At 60.6% G+C, this 20,749-nt stretch carries 16 protein-coding genes, 4 pseudogenes and 1 other annotated feature; of the genes and pseudogenes, 4 read left to right on the forward strand and 16 right to left on the reverse strand.

Going from position 1 to position 20,749, the window contains the following annotated elements; genetic code table 11:
- Nucleotides 1-160: 160 nt before the first annotated feature.
- The 10 genes from ACVJ5M_RS48435 to tnpA form a co-directional block, all read right to left on the reverse strand.
- Nucleotides 161-1,924 carry a DUF3987 domain-containing protein gene (locus ACVJ5M_RS48435; protein ID WP_354100558.1) on the reverse strand — a complete coding sequence of 588 codons (1,764 nt, stop codon included), beginning with the start codon at nt 1,922-1,924 and terminating at the stop codon, nt 161-163.
- Nucleotides 1,925-1,935: 11 nt separating this feature from the next.
- Nucleotides 1,936-2,391, reverse strand: a complete 456-nt coding sequence (locus ACVJ5M_RS48440) for a bifunctional DNA primase/polymerase (RefSeq protein WP_354100559.1) — start codon at nt 2,389-2,391, stop codon at nt 1,936-1,938.
- On the reverse strand, nt 2,372-2,632 hold the full coding sequence (locus ACVJ5M_RS48445) for a hypothetical protein (RefSeq protein ID WP_354100560.1): 261 nt from the start codon (nt 2,630-2,632) through the stop codon (nt 2,372-2,374). The genes ACVJ5M_RS48440 and ACVJ5M_RS48445 overlap by 20 nt, the downstream gene beginning before the upstream one ends.
- 63 nt (nt 2,633-2,695) lie before the next feature.
- The gene (locus ACVJ5M_RS48450; protein WP_354100561.1) at nt 2,696-4,165 is read right to left on the reverse strand and encodes a ParB/RepB/Spo0J family partition protein; all 1,470 of its coding nucleotides are present in this window, start codon (nt 4,163-4,165) and stop codon (nt 2,696-2,698) included.
- The gene (locus ACVJ5M_RS48455; protein WP_354100562.1) at nt 4,162-4,365 is read right to left on the reverse strand and encodes a helix-turn-helix transcriptional regulator; all 204 of its coding nucleotides are present in this window, start codon (nt 4,363-4,365) and stop codon (nt 4,162-4,164) included. The genes ACVJ5M_RS48450 and ACVJ5M_RS48455 overlap by 4 nt, the downstream gene beginning before the upstream one ends.
- 63 nt (nt 4,366-4,428) lie before the next feature.
- The gene (locus tag ACVJ5M_RS48460; RefSeq protein WP_354100563.1) at nt 4,429-4,926 is read right to left on the reverse strand and encodes a hypothetical protein; all 498 of its coding nucleotides are present in this window, start codon (nt 4,924-4,926) and stop codon (nt 4,429-4,431) included.
- Nucleotides 4,926-6,191: a tyrosine-type recombinase/integrase gene (locus ACVJ5M_RS48465; RefSeq protein WP_354100564.1), complete on the reverse strand. Its 1,266-nt coding sequence runs from the start codon at nt 6,189-6,191 to the stop codon at nt 4,926-4,928. Before ACVJ5M_RS48465 ends, ACVJ5M_RS48460 begins: the two co-directional genes overlap by 1 nt.
- A gap of 250 nt (nt 6,192-6,441) precedes the next feature.
- The gene (gene tnpC / locus ACVJ5M_RS48470) at nt 6,442-7,971 is read right to left on the reverse strand and encodes an IS66 family transposase (protein WP_354132706.1); all 1,530 of its coding nucleotides are present in this window, start codon (nt 7,969-7,971) and stop codon (nt 6,442-6,444) included.
- 69 nt (nt 7,972-8,040) lie between these two features.
- Nucleotides 8,041-8,397, reverse strand: a complete 357-nt coding sequence (tnpB, locus tag ACVJ5M_RS48475; RefSeq protein ID WP_007606730.1) for an IS66 family insertion sequence element accessory protein TnpB — start codon at nt 8,395-8,397, stop codon at nt 8,041-8,043.
- Nucleotides 8,394-8,846: an IS66-like element accessory protein TnpA gene (gene tnpA, locus ACVJ5M_RS48480; protein WP_144030647.1), complete on the reverse strand. Its 453-nt coding sequence runs from the start codon at nt 8,844-8,846 to the stop codon at nt 8,394-8,396. The genes tnpB and tnpA overlap by 4 nt, the downstream gene beginning before the upstream one ends.
- A gap of 1,377 nt (nt 8,847-10,223) precedes the next feature.
- On the opposite strand from tnpA, the pseudogene ACVJ5M_RS48485 reads away from it, so the two are divergent.
- Nucleotides 10,224-10,373, forward strand: a pseudogene (locus ACVJ5M_RS48485) (branched-chain amino acid ABC transporter permease); the annotation flags it as partial.
- A gap of 1,130 nt (nt 10,374-11,503) precedes the next feature.
- Nucleotides 11,504-11,740 (forward strand): annotated as a pseudogene (locus tag ACVJ5M_RS48490) (hypothetical protein); the annotation flags it as partial.
- Nucleotides 11,741-12,243: 503 nt separating this feature from the next.
- Here the strand turns inward: ACVJ5M_RS48490 and ACVJ5M_RS48495 are convergent.
- Entirely contained in the window at nt 12,244-12,774 is a 531-nt protein-coding gene (locus tag ACVJ5M_RS48495) for a PRC-barrel domain-containing protein (RefSeq protein WP_063979749.1), read from the reverse strand.
- 824 nt (nt 12,775-13,598) lie between these two features.
- A complete protein-coding gene (locus ACVJ5M_RS48500; RefSeq protein WP_187387665.1) occupies nt 13,599-13,979 on the reverse strand; it encodes a hypothetical protein in 381 nt (126 codons plus the stop codon).
- An 85-nt stretch (nt 13,980-14,064) separates the two neighbouring features.
- Here ACVJ5M_RS48500 and ACVJ5M_RS48505 point away from each other — a divergent pair, with 85 nt between their 5' ends.
- The gene (locus ACVJ5M_RS48505) at nt 14,065-14,448 is read left to right on the forward strand and encodes a hypothetical protein (protein ID WP_063979746.1); all 384 of its coding nucleotides are present in this window, start codon (nt 14,065-14,067) and stop codon (nt 14,446-14,448) included.
- A gap of 1,066 nt (nt 14,449-15,514) precedes the next feature.
- The gene (locus tag ACVJ5M_RS48510; RefSeq protein WP_162479088.1) at nt 15,515-16,150 is read left to right on the forward strand and encodes a hypothetical protein; all 636 of its coding nucleotides are present in this window, start codon (nt 15,515-15,517) and stop codon (nt 16,148-16,150) included.
- Nucleotides 16,151-16,358: 208 nt separating this feature from the next.
- On the opposite strand, the pseudogene ACVJ5M_RS48515 reads toward ACVJ5M_RS48510, so the two are convergent.
- The 4 genes and pseudogenes from ACVJ5M_RS48515 to ACVJ5M_RS48530 all read right to left on the reverse strand — a co-directional run.
- Nucleotides 16,359-16,661 (reverse strand): annotated as a pseudogene (locus ACVJ5M_RS48515) (integrase core domain-containing protein); the annotation flags it as partial.
- A gap of 37 nt (nt 16,662-16,698) precedes the next feature.
- Nucleotides 16,699-18,072 carry an IS30 family transposase gene (locus ACVJ5M_RS48520; protein ID WP_210168703.1) on the reverse strand — a complete coding sequence of 458 codons (1,374 nt, stop codon included), beginning with the start codon at nt 18,070-18,072 and terminating at the stop codon, nt 16,699-16,701.
- A pseudogene (locus ACVJ5M_RS48525) lies at nt 18,032-19,052 on the reverse strand (IS3 family transposase); the annotation flags it as partial. The pseudogene ACVJ5M_RS48525 and the gene ACVJ5M_RS48520, both read right to left, overlap by 41 nt.
- Nucleotides 18,652-18,768 (reverse strand) — a sequence feature (AL1L pseudoknot). (Overlaps the previous pseudogene by 117 nt.)
- A gap of 299 nt (nt 19,053-19,351) precedes the next feature.
- Complete coding sequence (locus tag ACVJ5M_RS48530; protein ID WP_231145687.1) at nt 19,352-20,272, reverse strand: AraC family transcriptional regulator; 921 nt, start codon at nt 20,270-20,272, stop codon at nt 19,352-19,354.
- Nucleotides 20,273-20,749 lie beyond the last annotated feature (477 nt).

Consider the following 20,749-nt stretch of genomic DNA (forward strand, 5'->3'; position numbering starts at 1 on the left):
ATGCTGCAATTCTGCAAGTGAATAGATAATATTTATATATATCATATACTTAGACCTACCACACCACTCGCCAAACTCTTGCCATTTGCAACACCGTGGCACAATTTCCAGTACCACCTCGTTGCAATTGCCGTTCTTCTGCAAGAATTCTGCAAGTCCCTCACCCACCACTGGCGGGTGAGAGAACGAACCGCTTGCCGTCCGTCTTCTCGATCTGGCGGGTTTCCTGAAGCCGGAGGATCGCAGCATCAAACGTCCTGGTATCTGAGCCACTGATGCCGCGGCGCTTCAGCAATTCAGCTCGATACATAGAGCCGCCGCGACTGGAGCGGAGCGAAGACAGAATGGCCTGGCAGAGCTGCTCAAACTGGCTGCTAGACATATACTTGTCGACGCCATCATCGAGCGACCGGACGGAGGCCAACATGATCGCGTGTGCCCACCGCACATCCTCGACACTGACTGAAGGCCGCGAGGGGCTGCGGCTGAGCGCGCGTAAAGTGGCCAACCGGATTGCGTTCTCTGCCAATCGTCCAACGAGACCATCCCTGGTTTCGTCACGCTCGATTTCAGATTCCTGCCAATCTTCGATTGCCAACCACGCGGCTTCGGCCGCCTCATCAGCCCACGGGACTTCGTACAGATGGGGCTGAACATCGGGCGTCCGCCAATTCCCCTGCGAGTTCATGGATGGCCACGGGAACTTCTTTTGCGCTTCCTTGATCGCCTCCCGCAATGGCTCCGGCACCACCAGCCCGCCGTCGCGAGGATTGCCGCGCTCCGGTCGCTTGGTTGGGGCAATAAAGACCATGCGGGCGGCGAAGCCGTCCGACAGGTTTTTATCCGACAAACCACCGTAAAATCGTGTTGGTGTCGACGTGCCGATGACTGTCAACGACGGGCAATGGATCGGCGCCCCGATCCGATCGTCATCCATGGTTTCCTTGCCGAACCAGACACCGGTCGATTTCGAGTATAGCTCCAACATAGCTTTGCGAATTGTCGACGCCCAGTTCCCATTTCCTTTTGCGTTGATCGACTCCAGAACGTCACCAACTTCGTCCCAAGGCATTATGACGACGGGCTTACGACGGAGGATTTTCTCGATCGCACTGGCGCTGGATACTTCACCGGCTCCCACGAGGAACGCCATATCGGTCTCCTGCAGCAACTTCACCAACCGCTGCAGCGGCGCCTCTTTACCGAACCCCGGACCGGCGATGCCGGCGAGATAGAGGTTCACCCCACAAGTGGTCGGGCCAATAACGCGCCGCCCATAGAACACTGACATGAAGGCGATTGCCGACATGACCGCAAACTCGGGTGACTTGCGCCGAGACGTATCGAGAATCCACTGTGAGATGTCTGCCATGAGACCACCGCACGCTTCAGGCGTGAAAGGGTCCTCGTCATGACGACGGTTCGCAGGCGATCTGGTGTCATCGTTGGCGGGCGTCGGCAGCGCGACTGGGCCAGTGATGATCGCGACAGCCTGGCGCCGCTGCCATCCAAGATCGGCGGGATCGACGCCAACCTGTTCGCATAGCCAGAATGCGGCATCCTTGGTGGTGGGCGCACCACCAAACTCCTTCACGAGTTCAATGGGCGTGGCACCATGTTCGCGGCCGAAGTCTTGAATCCCTTCGGGATGGATTGAGATATCCTCCTCAAGTTTCCGGCCAAGCTCTTGGCTGGAAACTCGCCACGCTCCCGTGCCAGGTTGGTACTGTGCGCCAGGAAATAGCGTTTTCACCCATCGGTCTGGCGACGCAATAGCCGCGGTGTTGACCTGCTGCCAGAACGAATCTCCAGCCGACGCGCGCTTCGTCTTAGGCTTCTCCTTCACCCGCTCGCCAAGGCCAGCGAGAATAGTTTCGGCCTCGGAAAGAAACGCGGCGATCTCACTGTTGGTTATGGCGGGCAACTCGTCTGACCTCACATCGCAACAAACTGTTGGCCGTCGCGCAGAACCTCGACCTGGTGCTTAGCGCCCTCGATCATGAACTCCGGCGTGACGCTCTTGTCGCCGGGCTCAGTGGCACGAAACAGAAATAAGCATTTCGGCGCCTTATCAGTACGGCGCGGCGCCCGCGCAGCCACCGGCACAATCTCGGTCATCCGTTCAATCAGCTTTTCGCTGACTGCCTCCGACGGAGTATCGATGTCGATTGCAACTAGATCGTTGCCGCAGAGGATGCCAGTTCGGGTGTGGTCCGGGTATTGGCGAAGATATCCGTCCACCTGACCGGCGGTAATGCGCTTCTTCGCCCAGCCTGGAATGCGCGGGCCTTTATCGAGAACGGGAATGTGCGGATAGCCGTTCTCAATCAGTTTGCGGCGAAGGTCGGCGATGTCGTTGGTGTCGTCGTTGTTAAGGGCGAGTGCGGTCATGTGTGCTATGGCCCGTCAATGAGAGTTCTGAAAGAGTTGCTTCGGCGATCTGCGCGACGATATCGCGTGAGAATGCGCAGGTTCGTCCGCGCTCGGAGTTCTGGCCGAATGCGCGATACGCGCCGTCATCGGCCCGCGAGATGCGAAGCCCGTAAAGTTTGACGCCGTCGATTAATTCGATGTCGACGTGCGCAATCGTCGTTGAGCCAGGCGGTGCCGGGCGGATGTTTAGGATTTTCACGGGGGTCCCCTCTATGGGGTTGCCCTATTGGGCGATGCTCTCGGCAGAAGGGCCGATCGAGCTTTAGGCCGCTTGCTGCTGGTCTTCGCCGGTAAGGCGCGTTCGCAGTTCATCCGCGAGATCAAGCCAGGCAGACGCGACGCGACCGCATTTGGCGACAAGCTCGTCATCTACCGGTCCCTGATATGATGCCGCCTGGATCGCCGCCGCGATGTTCATGAGCAGGATGTTGCGGAGGTTTGCTTGACCAACGTCCTCGTCGTCGGCCAGCTTGCCTCGATCCGCCGCCGCCTCAGCATCCTGTACATTCCTATAGAGATGTACGCACTCCGCCTTGTCTCGCTCTCGCGACGCCAGCTTGTCCAAGGCGCGGCTTGCGCTGGCTGCGGCCCTCACCGCCCTGGCCTCAAACAACTCCCGGATCACCTCTACCTGTTTCTCCGGCTCAGTCTGCTTAGCCGCCTCTAGGAGCGCCGACCTGTTATCATCGAGACCGGCGTCTACGGCAGCGGCCTTAGCCTCTGGCGAGAGCGCCGCGACCTTGGCGGCGCGGATAGCATCGGTGCGCTCAATGCCAAGTTCGCGAGACGCCTCGCTGAGGCCGCCCTTCTTGCCGCGACCGCCAGAAACCTGTGCAGCTTGCGCAGGTTTAGCATCGTCATCCGAGATATCGGGCTTGATGGTGGTCAACTCGATCCAACGAGCGATCTGCTCGTCTCGCTGGAGGACGGTCAGTTCTGCGCGATGTAGGTTCTCGGATATCTCGGTAAGCTCGGCGTCAACGTCGCTGATGTTGAGCGCGATGCATGTGATCCACATATGTCCGAGGCGGCGCATTGCCTCAAGTCGGTGGCGGCCGGCGACGAGAACCGGCCAACCGTCACACTCCTCGGCGTCAATCATCACGGTTGCGAAGCGGATGGACGGCGGTGACTGTAATCCGAGGCGTTCAATCGACCGCATCAAGTTGACTACGGTGTTCTCGTCCAGCGCACGGCGGCCTGGAGGGATGTGGATGTCGTCGATTGCCTGGCTAGATAATGTCTCCTTCGCAGGGCGGCGGCGCGATGGAGAAAATATCTCTGCACCTTCCGCCTTCTTGCGAAGTGACGCATAGGCACGTTCCAGCCGCTTGTGTTGGTCGGCGTTCATGCCAACGTTGCCTATACGCTGATCATGTCGCGCCAGATCCTCATCGCTCATCGCGTCGAAATCGGGCTTCTCGGTCCCGCCCTCAGCGCCGAGCGCCTCCACCACCCACGGATCATCAAGCGGCACCTCGCCGTCCTTATCATGCGCATACGTGGGCGTGCCGCAGGCCGTGGTGACCACCCTGACCGCGCCGCCCCGGATTGCCTCCACGTCATCAAGGTGGCTCGCAACACCATCCAGCCCCACGACGCAGCAGCGCTCACCGTCTGCACCGATGAGCCAATATTCGTCGCCGTGCTTGTCGATCTTGGAATAGCCAAGGCCAGCAGCCCGAGCGCGCAGTTCGCTGATGCTTGGTGTGCTGATTGCCGTCTCGCTCACGCCGCCACCTCGCCTGCCTTGGTGTTGTCGTTCGCGACCTTGCGCGAAACCGCCCAGGCGTCGAGGTCGTCGGTCGAATAAACCACCGCGGTCCCGAACTTCATGAAGGCCGGGCCGCCGCCGTAGATGCGGGCCTTGTCGAGAAAACTCTTGCTGAGGCCGAGATACTTGGCCGCCTCCGCCGTCCTGATGTTCGCCACGGTTGCCTCCATTGGATTGCCATGGAGGCAAACTACGCATCGCGGTGTCCCGATAAAACTCCCCTATTCTCGGGACACTTTCTTGGCGGCCATGCCACAGGCCTTCTCGACCACCAGTTCATACTTGCGCCGCCGGAGTACATCAGGGGGCGACGGCGGGTCTGACATTATGTTCTGAACTCGGCTCAGCGACAGGCCGAACCTCTCCGCCACCACCTTAGCCGCCGCGCGCTGGCTCTTGGCGCCCCTTCGCAGTTCGGCCTTCGTAGCTGAGCGGATGGTAAACCCCGCCCAACCCGCCGGGCGACCGCCCATACTGTCGCGATCAACCGGCGTCTCGATCTGGAAGGCCGGCTCATATCGAAGCGCCAAGGCCAAGGCTAAATCGCGCCAGCCCTCAAGGGTTGGCTCCAACCCGTTGTGATGTGCAAGCAGCGCGTCAAGACGTTCCTGCAATTCAAGCTCTAGCGATTCCGGGGTGGTGGAGTCGTCAACGCGAATGGGCGATCGCGACAGCGCTTCTCCTACCGGATCGAAACCATCATCGTCCGGCGGCGCCATCACCCGCCTCCCAACGCGGCAGCGATCTTCCCGCCGATCTGCTCAACTGCGCGCCTACGAACGTCGTCAGCCGCATTGGCATAGCGTTTCGTGGTCGAGGCGTTGCGGTGCCCGAGCAGCGCGCCGATGACGGGGAGGCCCATTTGCTCACCGACGCCGGCCGCGCCGAACGCATGCCTTAGATCGTGGATTCTGACTCCACTCACGCCAGCATGCTTAAGGATCGAGGCCCACGGCTTCTTTAAATCGGAGCGAGGCCTTTCGTACTTCGCACCGGCAGATTCTCCCGCGATAACGAATGCGCCCAGTCTTGTTAGGCCGTTGATGATGTCGGTAGCGGCGGTCGGCAAAAAGATGATCTTTTTGCCGGTCTTGGAATCCGGCAGCCGAAGTACCCCATGCACGAGGTCGATCTCATCCCACCGCAAATGAAGTATCTCCCGCAGGCGAGCGCCGGTCAGCATCAGCAAGCGGATCGCGGCAGTGACGTAGGGTGACATGACAACCCTCTGCCCCCTCGGCGCGTGCTTCGCCGTGCCGGCGTCCACGGGCAGGCCGATGGTCTCCGCCTCTATCATGGCATTGCCGATGGCAAGCAGTTCGGCAGCAGTTAGCGGCCTGTCGCGCGCGTGCTCTTCATAGCGGTCAATACCTGATGCTGGATTGATGCCCTTAGGTACGTAGGTCGCGCCCCTCGACTTCGGTGGGCCGTGCCTGCCACCCCAGGCGTAAGCGGCCTTGAGAACAGCCACCGCACGGTTTGCCGCATACTCCCCGCGGGCCGCGCCGAGCTTGCTATGCATGCGCTGCACGTCGCTAAGGGCTACCGTAGCGGCCTTGTGTGTGCCGATGTGCGGAATGATGTTGACGTCGGCAATTCCCTGATAGCTGTCTGCAGTCGAGGCCTTGCGCTTATCGCGTGTGCGCGCGATGTATAATTTCATCAGCTCAGCCACCGTCACTCCAGCCCGCTCGTCGGCGCGGGACTTCGCGAGGTCGGTCCCAAGCGTGGCGTTAGCGATGGCCTTGCGGGCCGCCTCGCGAGCCTCGTTCGCCTTCAGGACACCAACGCGTCCGAGTTTCAGGCGCTTCTTGGAGCCGCCTGCAACAGGCCGGAATTCCGCGAAGTAGGTCCCGGTCCCGGTCGTGGTTCGATACAGGCCAAAGCCAGCTAGGTCGTCGTCGAAATAATACGCGGTCTTGCTCGGGATTGCCGACCTCATCAGTGCCGCCACGTTGTCGGTCGTGATCTTGACGCTTGCCATGCCCACCCCAATTTATAGCCACTATATAGCCAGCAATCTCGCTATTGGCGAGAAAAAATCAAGTGGGCATCGGTTGGATTACGTTGGATTTACAGAGGTTTATTGAGCTTCATCCAACGTCAGGAATGGCTATAAAAATAGGTCAATTAAAACTTTTAATCACGGGGTCCTGGGTTCGAGCCCCAGCGCGCTCACCAAGCCAAATCAAAGACTTATAGCCGAATAGTCACCACCAACGTAAGCGATGTTCTCAGGCCACGCGCCAGCGTTCTTGGGTAGCGAGATAGGCCCAGGGTAGCAGTTCGTCGATCTGGCTGTTCGGGTGGTCGTTGACGATGCGGGTGATGACGTCGGCGAGATAGGCGTGGGGTTCGACGCCGATGAGCTTGCAGGTTTCGATCAGTGAGGCGATGACGGCCCAGTGTTCGCCGCCGCCGTCCGAGCCAGCGAACAGGGCGTTCTTGCGGTTGAGCGCGATTGGGCGGATAGCGCGCTCGACGACGTTGGAATCGATCTCGACGCGGCCGTCGGCAATGAAGCGCGTCAGCCCGTCCCAACGCGACAGCGCATATCGGACGGCCTCCGCGAGTTTGGTCTTCTGGCTAATCAGACCAAGCTTGGCGCGCATCCAGGGTTCGAACTCGTCGGCGATCGGCCGGCTCTTCTCTTGGCGGACGGCGCGACGCTCGTCGGCGGTGCGGCCGCGGATCTCGGCTTCGATGACGTAGAGCCCGGCGATACGTTCGAGTGCCTCGCTGGCGATCGGTGCGGGACCGGCCGCGGCGAGTTCGTAGAAGCGCCGGCGCACATGGGACCAGCAGAACGCCAGTTCTACGTCACCGCGCTCGGCCATGACCCGATAGCCGGCATAGCCGTCGACCTGGAGGATGCCGGCAAAACCCGCGAGGTGGACGATCGGCCGTTCGGCCTTGCGATCGGGAGCGTAGACATAGGCGACGGCGGGCGGGTCCGTGCCGCCCCAGGGCCGGTCGTCGCGGGCATAGGCCCAGAGCTGGCCGGTCTTGGTGCGGCCGCGTCCGGGATCGAGCACCGGGGCGGTGGTCTCGTCGGCAAACAGTTTTGGCGACTGCTTCAGCCTCGCGAGCAGTCGCTCATGCACCGGCCGCAACAGGAAGGCTGCCCGCCCGACCCAATCGGCCAGGGTCGAGCGATCCAGCTCGAGGCCCTGGCGGGCGTAAATTTGAGCCTGCCGATACAGCGGCAGATGGTCGGCATATTTGGCGACGAGTACCTGCGCCACGGTGGCTTCGGTCGGTAGCCCGCCCTCGATCAGCCGCGCTGGCGCCGGTGCCTGTACCATGGTCTCGCAGGCCCGGCAGGCATACTTCGGCCGCCTTACGACTAGGACCCGGAACTGGGCCGGGACGATATCCAGTCGTTCGCTCACATCCTCGCCGATCCGGTGCAGCGCCTGCTGACAGCACGGGCAGGCGTGATCGTCGAGGTCGACCAGCATCTCGACCCGCGGCAGATGCGCCGGCAACGCTCCTCTGTTCCTGCGGCGCCGTGCGGCTCGGCTCGATCGCTCGGCAGCATTGGCTGCATCGGTCGCCGCATCACTGCTCGCCTCGACCTGCTCGACCTCCTCCAGGCCGAGCAGCAACTGGTCCTCCGGCAGCGTCTCGGCCCGGCGGCCGAAGCGATGACGCTGCAACTCCTTGATGATCTGCTCGAGCCGCGCGGCGCGCGCCCGTTCGGCCAGCAGCATCGCCTTGAGCGTGCCGGGATCGTCCGGAAGCGTGTCGGCCGTCGTCGCCATGATGCGATTACACCATGCGTCGCGGCATCCCGCGAGCGCGACATGCATACTGATTCACTGTGCCGCAGTTCAACTCGCTTGGATCGGCGACGGTGTCTCGCGCGCGGCGTGGACGCGCTTCCAGTCTAGTCCTTCGAGCAAGGCTGACAGCTGCGCCGCGGTCAGGCGAATGACGCCGTCCTGCACGTTGGGCCAGCAGAACGAACCGGTCTCAAGCCGCTTGGCGAACAGGCACACACCCGTGCCGTCCCAATAGATCAGCTTTACCCGGTCGGCGCGCTTGGCGCGGAACACATACACGGCGCCGGAGAACGGATCGGCCTGGATGCTCTCACGCACCAGGGCCGCGAGCCCTTCGGCACCCTTGCGGAAGTCGACCGGCCTGGTCGCCACCATCACCCGCACCGCGCCCGTCGGACCGATCACGTGCAGGTCTTCAGCGCATGGATCACGGCCGCAATCGTCGCGGCATCCGCGCCGCGGCCGACCCGGACCGCGACGCCGTTGATCTCGAGCTCGATGATGCTGCTGTTCTCGGCGCCCTCGAGCGCCTTCCGGAGGCGTCGGCGCTGCCGCGGTGAGCGCTCCGGCGGCGTGGACGATGGGGTAACGACAGCGGGCACGAACGTCTGCGGCTCGGGAGCCACAGGGATCGCAACCGGCTGTCGCATTTGCCGGCGCCACGTAAACAGCTGTTGCGGCGACAATCCGTGCCGCCGCGCGACCTCCGATACCACGGCTCCCGGGGCCAGCGTCTCCTCGACGAACCGCGCCTTGTCGTCGGCCGAGAACTGCCGGCGTCGGCCGCTCTCCGTGATGACCTCGACCAGACGAACCGAGGTCCTGGGCTCAAGCATATGTTCAAGCTTAGACACAAGCCGATCTCCAATCAGAGATCGATCATTCCTCGCTCGACGCCTTCAATGGAAGGTGGGACCGAAACAGCGCTTACCCACCAACCTCGTCCTCAAATTCCTTTGTGCACACGCCATGCACACGGGAGCGAAACTTCGACCGCGCTCCTCGGGATCGTACTCGGCATGATGCTGGGGATCATCGGACGCGAACTGTGGTCGGGCCCCCGCAATCTCGGGTCCGGAGCCATTATCAGACGCAGCAGATCTGCCGCGAATGGGCAGAGATCGTTCAGCACGAGCCCAGTCGAGCTGCGCTTCTGGGAGTTGCCGAGAACTACCGCAAGGCGGCGCTTGCTAGGACATAGCCCAAACTATCGCCCGCACAAGCAGGCACCCCAAAATGTACAGCCAGGCCGCCATAACAATAAGGATACTGCACCCGAAAGTTAGGCCGATGGCTATGTCCGTGTATCTGTCCTTCGTTGATGCTTCCGGCGCTTCCTCGCCGATCCGCTCTAATGCCATTTACGCCACCCCGCGCTCGACCGGGAAAAAGCGGAAACAGAGAGGAAAGCAGGTCGTTCCTAAAGAAGCTGAGCCAATTCACGGTAACGTCTAGGGGCATAAAAAGCGGCCCCAGGAAGCAGAGACTCCCTGAGGCCGAGGATTATCTTCCCACGATGCTTCGGGCCTAACCGCAGAACCAGCCCGAAGTCGATCCAACGGCTGGCGGGCTGGACCGTTCCTCAGTCCCCCTCCGCCAGCGTGACCGGCGGGCCTTAGTCGCGATTCGTTTTGCGTCATTTCAGGCTAAAGCGGAGTCGGCTCAGCGGCTTAGCCGCGATTCGACTCGACTTCGAGCGTAGCGATTAGCGGGTTGCCATCGTGGCACGCTGATCAGAGGTTAAATCCGACGATAAACCGGATGGCAAAGAAGGAGCCGGCGGCGACAATAGCCGTCGCACTAAGCGCGAACACAACTCTCCAAGTCTCATCCAATCGGCGCCTCGTATTCCGTGGCGGCCCCAGCGTCGAGCCGGGGGGCATGATGATGCTGGGGCCACCGGACAGTCTCTTGTCTTGTGGACAGAGACCGTGACCGCGGAACATAAGCCGGGCACCGTCCGGACGTTCCCCAGTCAAAGTCTTAATCTCTGCTGCTGTGGCTGAATCCCCACATCACATCTCTTGCCCGAGAGCACGCGGGATCTAAGCCGCGCCGCCCTCGGGTGCAACTGTCCAGTCCCGGCTGGATTCCGTCGCCGTAGGCAACCTAAGCGATTCCGACGATAGGCAGACTAAAGCGACACCTTTTCCACAGCCACGACCGGGAGTAGCTCGAGCGCGTCGCGGGACGCTAGGAACCGATAATTTGCGAGGTACATGCAATATCGCTTCCTCGTGCTCCCTGCCGGCACGATCATCGGCCTCACCTTCGCGCTGCTGCTCGGCGGCTTCCTGCTGCTCGGACGGCATCCCTCCAGCGTCATCTTCGTGTCGCTGGGCACGCTGACCGGCTCCTACGCCGCCGATCGCCTCGCGCGCCGCTTTGATGCAGGCATGCGGCCTCAAAAGATCACCTTCGGTAAGATGCGCGAGATGGGATTGCGCGGCATCCTGGTCTATTGCGCGGACTACGGGTGCTTGCGGCCAGCGCGGTGCGGAGGTTCGGCCAGATTTCGCGAAAGCGGCAAGCCGCGGTTTGCACTCTCGAAGTGAGCCACGACCCCAGCCATTGGCAAGCTGGGGCTGCGCTGTCACATAGCTTCCGACCTACGGGGATTGCAGATAGGCCAGAAGCGACTCGAAAATGCTGCATACCCGAGAAGGTTTCTGGGGCCGGTTCTTAGCTGTTCGTTAAGTAAACACCTGCAGTCTGGCTTTTGGGACGGGCCCTGTGGGGAGAATGCACGGTCTCGTGCTTGAGGCGAGGGCCCGCCAGCTCAGCCAGCCCCGGCGGGCCTTCCTTCAGCCGCCTATCGTACGTTAAGGAACTCCGGATTTTGGAGTTCTCCAACTCTATAAAAGACTCGCGCTGCCCATAGAGCCCGATTTAAAATCCCTTGGCCGGGGCTGGCTGCATATTTCACTTAAATGTTCTCACCCGGTTTCTTTTTGACCACGCGCGGGCCGCAGCGATGTTCTCGCTGCGGCCTTCGTCTTGTTCAGCTGCCCTGTGAACCGGCGGACGCGATAAGTCAGCGTTTGCCTGCTTTGCCTACTTGCATCGGGGCCTGCTCGCCCCTTGTTAGAGCTTCAAGTCTATCCAGTTGACCAGCTGCACCGGCAAAAGTCCTCGCGATGTTCCTCAATAAAAAAGCTCGATCTTCAGAAATGTTGGGGACTGACGAAAGTATCTTGTACTGCTTAGCAATGTCTCTGCATTGGGCGGCAGAAATCATGTGGCCTCCAATCACAATTTTCGATTGAGCCTTGTTATCACACAACCAGTTACAACGCACGCCCCCAGCGGAATCGACTGCTGAGTACCCGTAGATTTTCCAGAGCCTAACTAGGACGACGAACTTCCAGTCAACTCGACATAGCGAGCATGCAGCGTGATGAAGCGCCTCGACCCGTCTAAGAGTACTTTTACCTGACTCGCGAGAGCCCCTGCCCCAAGGACTATGCCCGTCTTACCGGAAAGGCGAGGGCCTGCCCGCTTTGATCGCGGCATGCCTCGCCCTGCCCGCCGCCACGCCCACGCACGCTGACGGTCGACCGCTCAAGATCACCTTCGGCGAGATGCGCGAGATGGGCGTGCGCGGCGTCTTGGTCTATTGCCATTGTGGCCATCACATCGCTCTGGACGCCGACCTTTGGCCTGACAGCGTAAGGCTCTCCGATCTCGAGCCACAGTTCGTCTGTCAGGGTGCGGGAGCCGAGGTGCCGACGTCCGACCCAACTTCGATCGGGGCAACTCACGGCTTGCAATCACTGAGGCGGCCTCTCTGCGCTGGGAGGCTTATGTCGGAGCGCGCAGACCGGGTGAATCCAGCCACTTAGTGACGGTAACCGAGTTATCGATCCGGCTGGCCATCCGTAGAAGTTCGTCGCGTCGAATGCCATGAGGCATACCCTCAGCCTGCTTGCGCAAGTCAATTGCCTCGTCCTCTAAGCGGTATTGAAATATCGATGATTGCTTGAACATGGGTGCTCCCTGTTCGGATGGGCGGGAGCGCAACTGGCGTTCTCGTCACCGATAGAAGCCATGAGCCGGACGGTGATAAAGGTTGTTAACACTTGTGGCAGACCAAGTCTGGGCAATTTTGATCATCCTCTTGGGCGCACTCGGGAACTATCGGCGCCCATAAACGCACGAGCCCGGCCAGAACGGCCCGCCAGCGTGAACCGGCGGGCCCTTTCTCAGTAACGGGCGATCAGTAGCCGTATCAGGCGCATTCCCGCACCAAAGTTAGTACTTAAACTCCGGCATTGCCTTCAATTCGTCCTTGGTGGCGTTATACACCGCGTGATCGGGATACCAACGCGCACTGGCGCTGGTTGTGATGGTTGTAGTGGTGGTAGTTGCGGCACCGGTGGTGGTTCGCGTGGTGCTGTCTGGAGCGGAAGTAGTTGCAGGCGCATTCCCCTGTGGGGACGTGGTTGACGCAGTTGTCGAGGTCACCGGCTGGTCAACCCACTTCAGCTTATCGAAGGCGACCGCCACGTAATGCTCGCCCAGGCCGAGAACGCCGCCCACACCCAGAATGACATTGGCCACCCTGCCTGACCTATCCACAATCACGTCGTGGATGTCGCCGATCTTCTCGTTTGCTTCATTGTACACATCGATGCCGGCGAGCTTGGAAGCGCGCCATTCACCCTCCTTGTGCGTGGTAGCACTGGTTGCCGAGGCCGCTTGGTTTGTAGCTGTTTGAGCCGCCGCCGCGCCGGTCATCGACGCGGTGGCCAGGAAGGCTATTGCGAGATATTTGGAAATCATGATGTTCCTCCAATGTTTTTGGGGAAACGATATTGCGGTGGAGCGGTTCCAACGGCGGAACGGTTATTTCCCTAGTGCCAGTCCCCGCCTCCCCACGCGGCGCTGGACCGCGGTCGGGACGGCAAATGAAATGGCTGGTGCAAGGGCGGCGGCTATCAATCGCAAGTCTGACTCCCAAGGCCGGAGAGGGACCAATGACCGTCAAAGGCGTGGCGTTTTAGTACGACGTGATAGCCTCGCGAGCGTGACCCGGCGGCCTTTGAATTGGCATCCCCACAAACTGAAACCTTCGCAGGTTCTGTGCGTACCTATCTGTATCCGGGATTTTTGCTATCCCATCTCGGGGCTGGAATGAACACCGCCGCCGGGACAATGTATTTGAGCCCGGCGGCGTATTTGTCCTAACTCTGTTTCCTTCGCCTCCTCGCATGAGCCGTCAGCCGCTGCCGGTCGCGCTTCCTGTCGGCTCCGCGCCGCGCTTCATGCTGAGCGTTCCTTGCGCTTACGACGGGTCGGGTGGTCTGCAAAGAATTTAAGATCCCGGGCGATGGCGGCCTCGACTCGTTCGGACGATAGGTCGGTGTATTTATGCTCTTCAGCCGCGAGCGCCTTTTGCTTCCAAGCCACGTTCAAGAGCGTGGAAGCCGGGGTTAGCAATAGCTCGGCGATCGCCTTTCGATAGCTGTCGATAATCGGATGCCAATGCCAATTCTCGGCCCTTTGATGGTTGCCCCCCCTCGGGCAAGCCGGCAAGTTGGGCGCTACGGGTGGGCACTGTGCATCTTCATGCAGGCCTTCCAGTATTCCACCCGCCGCTCGGATTGTCACCACGCCTCACGCCGCTGCCGGCGGAGCTTGGCATTCTTGCCGGTCTCAGTCTGCGACTCGGATTGACGCCTACATTGCCGCCGCGCATCGCGGAGCGTCGGCTCGACGACATCCTCGGTCGGAAATTGGAACAAGGGGTTGCGCAGTTCGCGGACGTTGGTCGCGGGACGGTTGCCCGGGAACGTGACGACGTTGGATTGGCTCGTAACGGGCCTGCGGGACTCGCTGGTGCGTTTTCCGGTTTCCCGCTGACCTTCAGTGGTGACGGGCGAAAACGAATCCACGGACTCCGCTCGCGGCTCCAGCGTGGGATTGCCGTCCGGAATTGAGGGCGAGTTTAAGGGTGGCGTGCTATGCACGCTGTCAGCTTCGGTCATATTGAATACCCTTCTGTGATCGAGGTTAGGGTCGAGGCGGAAGTTGCTGCTTCCCCTCGGCCTGTTTTTCTGGTACCAGAATTAAATGAAGCCCACGAGAAAAAATGGTACCAAAAAAAGACGAGGCAGACCTGCTACCGGTCAAGGCGTTCAGATTGGCACGCGTTGGCCTGAGGGTACGGTTGCAGCCATCGACGCCTGGGCGAAGGAACAGAGGGACGAACCTCCTCGCTCCGAAGCAATCCGCCGCCTCGTCGAGCTTGGCTTGGGCAAATCCGCTCGCGCCAGCGCGGTTACGCCCACGGCCAAAGCCTCATCAGACAGAGCTCGGGAGATGGCAGGTAACACGATCGACAAGCTCAAAGACGCCAAGGCCAGTCCGGATGACCAGGTCAGCCGCAAGCGACGGCTCGTCAAAGGGCCCGAGGAATTCCAAAACATCCGACGCGACCGGCCAAATCGAAAATGAACTAACGGAGGCCACGATTGTTGGTGGATATCGGCCAGAAGGCAAAAAGCAAATGATCAAGCCCACGCGGTCCGCCAAGCAATAGGTTGCGGACGATGCCGATCGAAGGGCCCTCAACCCGGTGGGGTCGAGACAGACCATAGCGGACAGTCAGGCCGCTCCAGAGTTTCAAGAAAATCTCAAGCGCCTAAAAGCCGAACGGCTCGAGCGCGAGGCTCGACTGAAGGCGAAGCCGAAGGATTGAGTTAACTCCACCTCTTTCCCCAGAAGGCATAGTCATGTCGAACCGACGGTGGGTGATCTTCCTGCTGGTTTCCGTGATGATAGTTTGCTCGATCGCCGCGAGTGCCCAGTATTATCTAAGCAAGTGCCATGGCATGGACGCGTGCGCGGCCGCCGAAGCCGAAAGCCATGAACGAGATAAGCCGAGCGAGCCACAATAGCGAAAAGCCTGCCGCGAACCAGCGCGGCCTGAGTCGGGGCGGGTCCTAACGCGCTTGCATTCGGCCGCGATCCTCCCAACGCCAATCGGGACGGTATGCGGACCAGGCATGATGCGGCTATAGCTCTGGTCCGGGTTCTGACACCCACGGACATTCCATCACTGATTTGGTTTAGAATTCACTCCCGATTCGGGAGAAAAAGTCGCGTGCAACCTAAGCCGACAAACCAATTTGACTATAGCTGTTCCGGCCTCCCACCGTGGGCGCCGCGTCTGCGTGGGTCAAAATACTAGAGCGCACCGGACCAGAGAACGTCCGAGGCAAATTAGCTAACCTCGACGGGCGGATTGGATCAGGCGCCGCTATTCCGATCGGAACTGAATCGGCTTTCACGGTCGGTTTCGCTCAAGAATGGTTAGCATGGACTGATCAACAAAAGGCCGTCGCCGAGCAACGCCGTGACAACGCAATGAAATGGGCAACTATCTGGGCGGCAGTTGCAGCAGGCCTATCTGCACTGGGGGCAATTGCTCAGGCCGTGGTTGCAATTGTGGCGTACTTAAAGCCACCGCATTGAATGGTTCGCACTTGCTGGCTGGGCTCTCTATTATTGGACACACTAGGTGACGAGCGATCAAACGGCGGCCGATGCCGAGTTCATAATCCAGGCTGCTCCGCGGTTATCTTCGATCGCTACATTGGCCTCAATGTCCTTTGGGCTTGGCGAGGGAGCGAGTGAGGCCATCAGACACGCACAAGGCAACGCTAAGTATCCCCAAGAATGGCACCAGGCCGCGCTAGGTTTTCAGGACGGCACGCTCATGATGGCCGTGGTTCGGACATGCATCCTGCTTGACAGCGATGAAAAGACCGTGAGCTTCCAAGGCGTCTACAAGCGACTTAAAGAGCCTGAGACGCAACGCGCTCTCATTCAGAAGGTCTTCGGCGAGTACGAAGAGTTTCAATCGATGTTCGGCTCGTCACCAACGCAGATGGTTGCTGATTTTCTTTCGATCTATCAAGAGATCGATTGGGGCATCCATTCCACGCTCATTCACTTCCGCAACTTCGGAGTGGTCCATCTTCTCGATCGCAAGAACTGGAAATCGATCAAATACGGCGAGATGCGGGATCTAATCCTGTTGGTGGGGCGCCTCAGCGACAAGCTGACAGAGCTTTGCCGCTCGTCGGTCCCACCTATTGCGTCGTTGGTGAAAGAATGGCGCGAGTACGGCCTTCAGGCTCTTGCGAGGCCCTGATCCAGAATTGCGCTGGGTAGGAAGGGCGCCTGAGTCGGGGCGGGTCAAAGGATCAATGGTGTCAATCCACTGCTCGTTGAAGGCGAAGCCCCTTGCGCTCGCCCTCCGGTTGCGGAATGCCTTCGGTTCCAACCCATCGGAGTGCCGATATGCCCGCAAATGAACAGTCTGAACCGCGCCGGGTTTGCCGGAGGCCATTTGGTTTAAGTTATGCCGCCATGGCCGATTGTTCCAGCATGGCGTAGTAGCGTTGCTCGGCTTCGGCCGGCGGGATGTTTCCGATGGGCTCCAGGAGCCGCCGGTTGTTGAACCAGTCGACCCATTCGAGAGTGGCGAACTCGACGGCCTCGAAGCTGCGCCATGGCCCGCGCCGATGGATCACCTCGGCCTTGTAGAGACCGTTGATGGTTTCGGCGAGAGCATTGTCAAAGGAATCTCCGACGCTGCCGACAGAAGGCTCGACGCCAGCCTCAGCCAGGCGCTCGGTGTACTTAATGGAGACGTATTGGGCGGATTCAAACGGTCGTCGCAACACCAGTTGTTTTCACTCATAACAGCAATTCGTCAAGCGCCTCCGCCGGCGTTTTCCAGCCTAGTGTCTTTCTCGGACGGGCATTGAGGGCCGCTGCCACAGCGGATATCTCGTCGGCGCTATGGATGCTGAGGTCTGTGCCTTTCGGGAAGTACTGTCGCAGCAACCCGTTGGTGTTCTCGTTAGTACCGCGCTGCCAAGGGCTTTGCGGGTCGCAGAAGTAGACCTGGATACCCGCATCGATCTTGAGACGATCGTGCTGAGCCATTTCGGCTCCCTGATCCCAGGTCAGCGAGCGACGCAGTTCTTCGGGCAAGGTGATGACGGTGCGCGTGATCGCGTCGCGCACGGCCTCGGCCCCGTGTCCCGCGAGCGCAGGTCCGTTCTTCGCGCGCGGAGCTTCGCCGTGCCCCGCCAACCGGGGAAGGTGCAATAGCATCGTGAAGCGCGTCGTGCGCTCGACCAGCGTGCCGATTGCCGAGCTGCCAAGACCGAGGATGAGGTCTCCCTCCCAATGTCCCGGCACTGCTCGATCGGCAGCTTCAGCAGGGCGCTCACTGATCATGATCTCCGGCGAGACAAACCCCTTGCCTCGCCTGCGTACGCGCGCCCTGGGCATCCGTAATACACGCCCGGTTCGCAAGCAGGCCGTCAGCTCGCGGCGCAGCGCCCCACGGCCCTGAACGAAGAGAGCTTGATAGATAGCTTCGTGGCTGATGCGCATCGTCTTGTCGTCCGGGAAGTCGATCGGCAAGCGTCGGGCAATCTGCTCGGGACTCCAGGCTTTGGCCCATCGCCGATCCTTGCGTGGGCCATGCCGGCGGCCCTTCCACAGAACGGCGGGACCAGGAACGAGCGCGCCGCTCGGGGCTACGACGCCGCCAGCAAGTCTCTCCTCCACATAAGTGCGCAAGGTTGCATTGAGCGCAAGCTTGGTCGGCTTGGGTCGGCGGGCGGATCGATTCGCATGCCATTGGGCAGTTGTTGCCCGATACTCCAACCCGCCGCCGCGGGTAGCCGCGTTGCGTCGCAGTTCACGGGATATTGTCGAAGCAGCCCGCCCCAGGCGACGTCCAATCTCTTGCCTGGAATGGCCCTGCACCTTGAGGAGTGCGATCTCCTCGCGCTCTACCAATGAGAGGTACCGCCCGGAGAGTACCTTTGCCGAAGATCTGAACATCGCTGGTGGCATGCCGCCCGCCTTTCGGAATAATCTGCTTCCGACAGGTTGTGACAATCCGGCTTCCAGCGCAGCATCCTCGCTGCTTAGCCCCGCGGCAATCGCCAGCCAAAATCTATTCTGTTCATCGCGTCCTGCAACAGACGGCCGTCCTGGCGATGGCAATGGGGCTCGTCCCGACCGCGCCGATCGGCGCCTTACAACGTTCATCGCAACCTCCAACCTCCGAGTGTTGCGACGATCGTTTGAATCCGCCTTGGCTGCCTCTGTCGCTGTGGTGCACGAGCCCGCCACGATGGACCGACCGTCGATCATGTAGTGCCTGCTCCAGCGCATCGAGCACGAAGCCTGCATGCGCCGTGCGCGAGGCCCGCCAGCCGACGATCCTGCGGGCATAGGCATCGATGACGAAGGCGACGTAGACGAAGCCGGTCCAGGTCGCGACATAGGTGAAGTCGGAGAGCCAAAGGACGTTCGGCCGTGGCGCCTTGAACTAGCGGTTGACGTGATCCAGCGGGCATGGCGCCGCCTTGTCGCTGATCGTGGTCTTGACGGATTTGCCGCGGATGACCCCTTGCAAACCCATATCCCGCATCAATCGCGATACTGTGCAACGGGCTCATCGAAGCCTTCGCGTTTGAGCTGGCGCCAGACCTTGCGCACACCGTAGACGGAGAAGTTCTGATCGAAGACGCGACGAACCTCGACCTTCAGAGCGGCATCCTGCCTGGCGCGCGCCGACCGCTTGGCCGGATCGCGCCGCTTGGCCACATGGGCGTGGTAGGTGGAGGGGGCGATCGGCAAGACCTTGCAGATCGGCTCGACCCCATGCGCCCCACGATGATCATCGATGAAGGCGATCATGGCTTGGACCGGCGGTCGAGCTCCGCCATCGCAAAATAAGCGCTCGCCTTGCGCAGGATCTCGTTGGCCTGCCGAAGCTCCCGGTTCTCCCGCTCCAGGACCTTCAGCTTCTCGGCCATCTCAGTCGGAACGCCGGTCCGCTGCCCGCTGTCGATCTCGGCCTTCTTGACCCAGTCATGAAGCGTCTGCGGTGTGCAGCCGATCTTGGCCGCAATCGATGTCACCGCCGCCCAGCGCGAAGGGTGCTCGCCGGCGTGATCCAGAACCATCCGAACCGCACGGGCCCGGACCTCACGCGAGAACTTGTTCGTCGTCTTGCTCGTCATGGCTCCATCCTCTCAGGAGTTGGAGCCTCCGGCAAACCCGGCGCGGTTCAATGGCGGCATGCGGCCTCAGACGATTACCTTTCGGCGATATGCGCAGCGCCGGCGTGCGCGGCGTTTTGCGTGGATTATCGCTGCAGCCAGAGCGTTGCCTTTAGCGCCGACAGATGGCCGAAATCTGTATAGCCGACCATGATGTCGAGGCATGGGCAGCCCCGCACGAGCCGGTTGAAGTCCTCTGGCCTGTCACCCTGTGCATTTGTGCGTTTAGCAGCACACATAGCGTCAAGCGATGAGTTTGCTCAGCTTGGTTGAGACCGCGTGGATCGGAACTGTCGTGGTGTCATTCCCGTCCATCGCTTGAACGCGTGTGTGAGTGAACTCAGTTCGCGATAACCAAGCAGCCAAGCAACTTCGGAAACGGGTAGCTGCTCCTCTTCGAGATAGCGCTTGGCGAGCGCGGCCCGCAACTGGTCAAGGATTTCAGCGAAGGACGTCTTCTCTTCACCAAGCTTGCGCGACAACGTGCGGGTACTCAGTCCCATCTGCCGCGCGACTTCCTTCGCGACGCCTCTACCGTGAGGCAGCAGTGTGGTAAGCGTCTTCTCGACTCTTGAACGGACCGTCGCACCGTGCGGCGCTTTCCGTATCAGCGCTTCATCCGCATAGCGTCGCAACAAATCGTGCAGATAGCCGTCGCGGCCGACTAGCGGGAGGAGTGCCACTGGTACCGGAAAGGAGATCGCATCGCCATCCGCGCCGAACTCGACGTCACGGCCAAAGAACGTCCGGAACTCTGCGGGCGTCCCGCCTCGCAGATGCCTCATCTGCAGCCGCGACGGCACCAGACGACCGGCGGTCACCTGCCTGCAGATCCGAACCAGCGTCACCAGCCAGAATTCGATCTGATGCCGGTCGCTCCGTCGATCGACACCAACATATTCGAGCGCAAGGGTCGCAGTAAGCCCGACCATCTCGAAACGCAATTGGATGCCATCATTCATGATCCGGCTGTACCGTTCGGCGGCACGAAGCGCATCGGCGACATTCTCCGACGAAGCCATAACGTAGTAGACAAGGCCGATCTCACGTAGATCAAAGCTCCGGGCGAGACGGAAGCCCAAGATGTCGTCCTCCAACTCTTGGGCAGCCAATTCCAGAATCTTGATCTGGGTTCGCACTTCGAGCCGGACCGCAGGGTCGCGGAAGTCGTTCAGCGTCAATCCCGCCTTGGACAGTAGCGCAGCTGTGTCTTGGCCAGAGGCAGCGACGCGCGCGCAGGCCAGCCGAGCAATACCGCCCGTCGCGCTAGGTATCGCACTCAGTTGTCCCGCCGACTCCATAGCTCGCTCCTGCCCCGCTCAAGACGTCAAAGCCCACATCTATGGCGAGCCATCATAGGGCGATCCCCGCACTTCATAATAGAAACATCCAGTTGCAAGCGCTCCTTCACAATTGCCAGCAGAGGCTGCGCTGATCAGCGCGCTTGCGACATCGCCACAGAAGCGAGAACTTTTCGCCATGATTGCGGAACATCTCAACACGCTGGCGGCTGCCGTGGAGCTAGCATTGAAGACCGGCTTCATGTCAAAGGCAGGTAACCGACCACATAGGATCGGGTTCCGGCCTACAAGCGAGTAAGTTGAGAAACACCTTTGGCTCGCAAGTGTTGTTCCGGAGTGCGCCGATCATGGCAGCTT

The organism is Bradyrhizobium sp. S3.7.6, from assembly GCF_054061875.1.